The 3,705-nt window shown below is 63.5% G+C and carries 4 protein-coding genes; 3 read left to right on the top strand and 1 reads right to left on the bottom strand.

Annotated features, from left to right (window positions below):
* Positions 1-37: 37 nt before the first annotated feature.
* Positions 38-526 (bottom strand): GNAT family N-acetyltransferase, encoded by a 489-nt coding sequence (locus AD89_RS0117410; RefSeq protein WP_025780910.1) that lies wholly within the window; start codon positions 524-526, stop codon positions 38-40.
* 86 nt (positions 527-612) lie between these two features.
* On the opposite strand from AD89_RS0117410, the gene AD89_RS0117405 reads away from it, so the two are divergent.
* The 3 genes from AD89_RS0117405 to AD89_RS0117395 all read left to right on the top strand — a co-directional run bounded on the left by AD89_RS0117405 (position 613) and on the right by AD89_RS0117395 (position 3,655).
* Positions 613-1,428, top strand: coding sequence for an exodeoxyribonuclease III (locus AD89_RS0117405; RefSeq protein WP_035321462.1), 816 nt, complete (start codon positions 613-615; stop codon positions 1,426-1,428).
* A 176-nt stretch (positions 1,429-1,604) separates the two neighbouring features.
* Positions 1,605-2,603: a tryptophan--tRNA ligase gene (gene trpS / locus AD89_RS0117400; RefSeq protein ID WP_025780906.1), complete on the top strand. Its 999-nt coding sequence runs from the start codon at positions 1,605-1,607 to the stop codon at positions 2,601-2,603.
* Between the two features lie 2 nt (positions 2,604-2,605).
* Complete coding sequence (locus AD89_RS0117395) at positions 2,606-3,655, top strand: App1 family protein (RefSeq protein WP_025780904.1); 1,050 nt, start codon at positions 2,606-2,608, stop codon at positions 3,653-3,655.
* Positions 3,656-3,705 lie beyond the last annotated feature (50 nt).

Below are 3,705 nucleotides of genomic sequence, written 5' to 3'. Positions count from 1 at the left end.
CGCCGTCAGGTAGTTCTGGGAGGTCGTTGCGGGGTGATCAGTCCTCGGAGAACTTGAGTTCGAAGAAGACGCGGGGGTTGCCCGGGCCGGCATAGTCCTCGATGAGTTCACCGCTGAAGCCCATGGAGGAGTGGAAGGAGATCGCCCCCGACGATTCCGGTTTCGTCGTCGCCTGCACAGAGGAGACCCCGAGCTGACGCGAATGGTCGATGAAGTGCTGGTAGAGGTGACGGCCGATTCCCTGGTGACGGAAATCCGAACGCGCCGCCACCAGGTGGATGTAGGCAGGGCCGTCATGGGGAATGACGCCGAGCAGGTAGCCGACGATCTCCGAGCGGTAGCGGGCGACAAGCCCTGAGGTCACGAACTGATGGAACCAGTAGGCATCGTGGTCACCGCTGAGGTCGCGGTCTCCCCAGAAGTTCGCCTGGGCATCGAGCAGGAATTCGCGCATCTCGCGGGCGTCGACCTCATCGAGCGGACTGATGCTCAGCTGCTCGGTATCGATAGTGTCGTCAACGGCCATTGCGCCTCCTGAAGTGTTCGTGCTTAGCCTCACTCTATAACGCCCTGTCCCCGAAGAACAGTGCGCTCCATGCCATCATAGATCACATGATTCGGATTGCTTCAGTCAACGTCAACGGAGTCCGCGCAGCATGGCGAAAGGGGATGCCCACCTGGGTCGATGCCGCGAAACCGGACTTCATCACCCTTCAAGAGGTGCGCGCCGCGAACGATATTGCGCACAGCGTCCTCGCCGACACGGGCTACACCACGATCAGCCATGATGCCGAGGCCAAGGGCCGAGCCGGCGTAGCCGTGATGGCCCGCACCGAACCCGAGGCGGTGCGTGAAGGACTCGGCGACGACGGGTACTTCGATCGAGCCGGTCGATGGGTGGAGACGGACTTCCGCCTCGGTGACGGTTCGCTTCTCACCCTCGTGTCCGCCTACGTCCATTCGGGTGAGGCCGACACTCCCAAACAGGACGACAAGTACCGGTTCCTCGACCGGATGATCGAACGTATGCCGCAGCTGGCCGAGACGGCGGACCATGTGCTCATCACCGGCGACCTCAATGTCTGCCACACCGAGCGTGATCTGAAGAACTGGAAGGCCAACCGGAAGAAGTCGGGATTCCTGCCGGAGGAACGCGCTTACTTCGACAGGTTCTTCGGTGAGATCGGATATGTCGACGTCCACCGCACACTCAGCGGCGACGTCGACGGACCCTACACCTGGTGGTCGATGCGCGGTCAGGCCTTCGACAATGACACCGGATGGCGCATCGACTACCAGATGGCCACTCCTGCCCTCGCCGATACCGCGGTCAAAGCGACCGTGGACAAGGCCGACAGCTGGGCCGAACGGTGGTCGGACCACGCCCCGTTGGTCATCGACTACGACCTCCCGGCGCTCAAAGCCTGACCGAGCCGTATTCGCCGGCCCGCAGGCAGATCTCGCCGAGGCGGCTCCCCGAGAACTGCTCGTCGACGGAGCCTGCGGGCCGGTCCCGAGCCCACTGGCCCGGACGTCAGCATGATCCCCGACACCAGACCGGAGGCCTGATCGGTCCCCGGCAGGTGAGATGGCATCATAGGACTATGACGAACTCTTCACAGCCGCGCACTGTCTCAGGTATCCAAGCCACCTCCGATTCCCTTCATCTCGGCAACTACATCGGGGCCCTGCAGCAGTTCGTGACTCACCAGGAGTCGCACGATGCCTTCTACTTCATCGCGAATATGCACGCGATCACCGTCGAGCAGGATCCGGCAGAGCTACGGGAGCGCACGCTGCGCACGGCCGCGCAGTTCCTCGCCGCCGGTCTCGACCCGGAGAAGTCGACGATCTTCGTCCAGTCCCAAGTGCCTGCCCATCCGCAGCTGTCCTGGGTGCTCGAGTGCACCACTTCGATGGGCGAGGCGAGCCGGATGACCCAGTTCAAGGACAAGTCCGCGAAGCAGGATCACGTGTCCCTGGGGCTGCTCACCTACCCGGCGCTGATGGCTGCCGACATCCTCCTGTACAACCCGCAGCTCGTTCCTGTCGGTGAGGACCAGCGCCAGCACCTCGAACTGACCCGCAACCTCGCCGAACGATTCAACTATCGTTTCGGCAAGACCTTCACCGTCCCCGAGGCGCAGATCCTCAAGGCGACCGCGAAGATCTACGACCTGCAGAATCCGGGCGCGAAGATGTCGAAGTCCCAGCCCAGCCCGCAGGGCCGCATCGACATCCTCGACGACGCGAAGGCACTGACGAAGAAGATCAAGTCCGCGGTGACCGATGACGGAACCGAGATCGCCTTCGACCCGGAGAACAAGCCGGGAGTGTCGAACCTGCTGACGATCTACTCATCCCTGACCGCGCGCCCGGTCGACGACATCGTCGCCGAGTACGCAGGGAAGATGTACGGTCACCTCAAGGTCGACCTCGCCGAGGTGGCAGTGGAGACCCTGACACCGGTGCGGGAGCGTACGGTGGAACTCCTCGAAGACCGAGCGCAGCTGCAGACGATCCTCGACCGCGGAGCGGAGAAGGCCAGCGCCATCGCCGAGGCGACACTGCGCGAGGTCTACGACAAGATCGGCTTCATCTGATCGTGGCGAAGAAGAAACCCGAGGACGGACCGCTCAACCTCACACCGGACATGCTCCACACCGCTGCGCGGGTGGAGGACCGGTTCAACGGCTGGATCCAGAATCGGGCCACCGATCACGCCTACCATCGCACCGTCATCGCCTACGACACATACGGCGGGACGGGGTGGGTGCGGGTGCTCGGACGCCTGGTGCTCACCCCGAACGGACAGCCGGCCGCCGACGTCCACGCGAGCATCCGCGGCTGGAAGTCGTTCGTCAGCGTGCCTCTGCCCAATGACACCGCCTGGGTGCGCGTCAATGACGAAGAGCATATGGTCACCTCCGATCGCGGAGGCATCATCGACACCGTCATCCCCGGAGACTTCGAACCGGGGGAGACGGAGATCGAACTGTGGACCGACGGTTCGCTCGTCGATTCCGCGGCCGTGCGCATCATCGGCGAGGACTCGACCTTCGGCATCATCTCCGATATCGACGACACGGTCATGGTCACCTCTCTGCCGCGTCCCTTCCTCGCCGCGTGGAACACCTTCGTCCTCAGCGAGCATGCGAGGTCCCCGGTGGCGGGAATGGCCGTGCTCTATGACCGGATCACCTTCATGCGGCCGGACACTCCGATGGTCTACCTGTCGACAGGTGCATGGAATTCGGCGCTGACGCTCAAGCGCTTCCTCTCCCGCAATCTCTATCCGATGGGTCCGCTGCTTCTCACCGACTGGGGGCCGACGACGACCCGGGTGTTCCGGTCGGGCAAGGAGCACAAACGCAATTCGCTGGAACGTCTGGCCAGGGAGTTCCCGTGGATGAAGTGGCTGCTCATCGGCGACGACGGACAGAACGATGAGGAGATCTACGGGGAGTTCGTTGAGAACCATCCGAAGAACGTCGCTGCCGTCGCGATCCGGCAGCTCACCGTCGGTGAGGCCGTGTGGGCCGGTGGACGGTCGAAGCGTCACGGTCGCGGCCAAGGTGTGCCGTGGATCTATGCCCCCGACGGTGCCGGCTTGGCCTCCCGCCTGACCGAACGCGGAATCATCTCGACCATCTGAACGAAACCTCACTTGCTACCTGACGGCGGCCCAGCAACCTCGCGCGAGGT

Origin of the sequence: Brevibacterium sp. VCM10 (assembly GCF_000583215.1) — a bacterium.
In the GTDB taxonomy this organism is placed as follows: domain Bacteria; phylum Actinomycetota; class Actinomycetes; order Actinomycetales; family Brevibacteriaceae; genus Brevibacterium; species Brevibacterium linens.
Note: the sequence above shows the minus strand (reverse complement) of the source record. Positions and strands in the feature narration are given on the sequence as shown.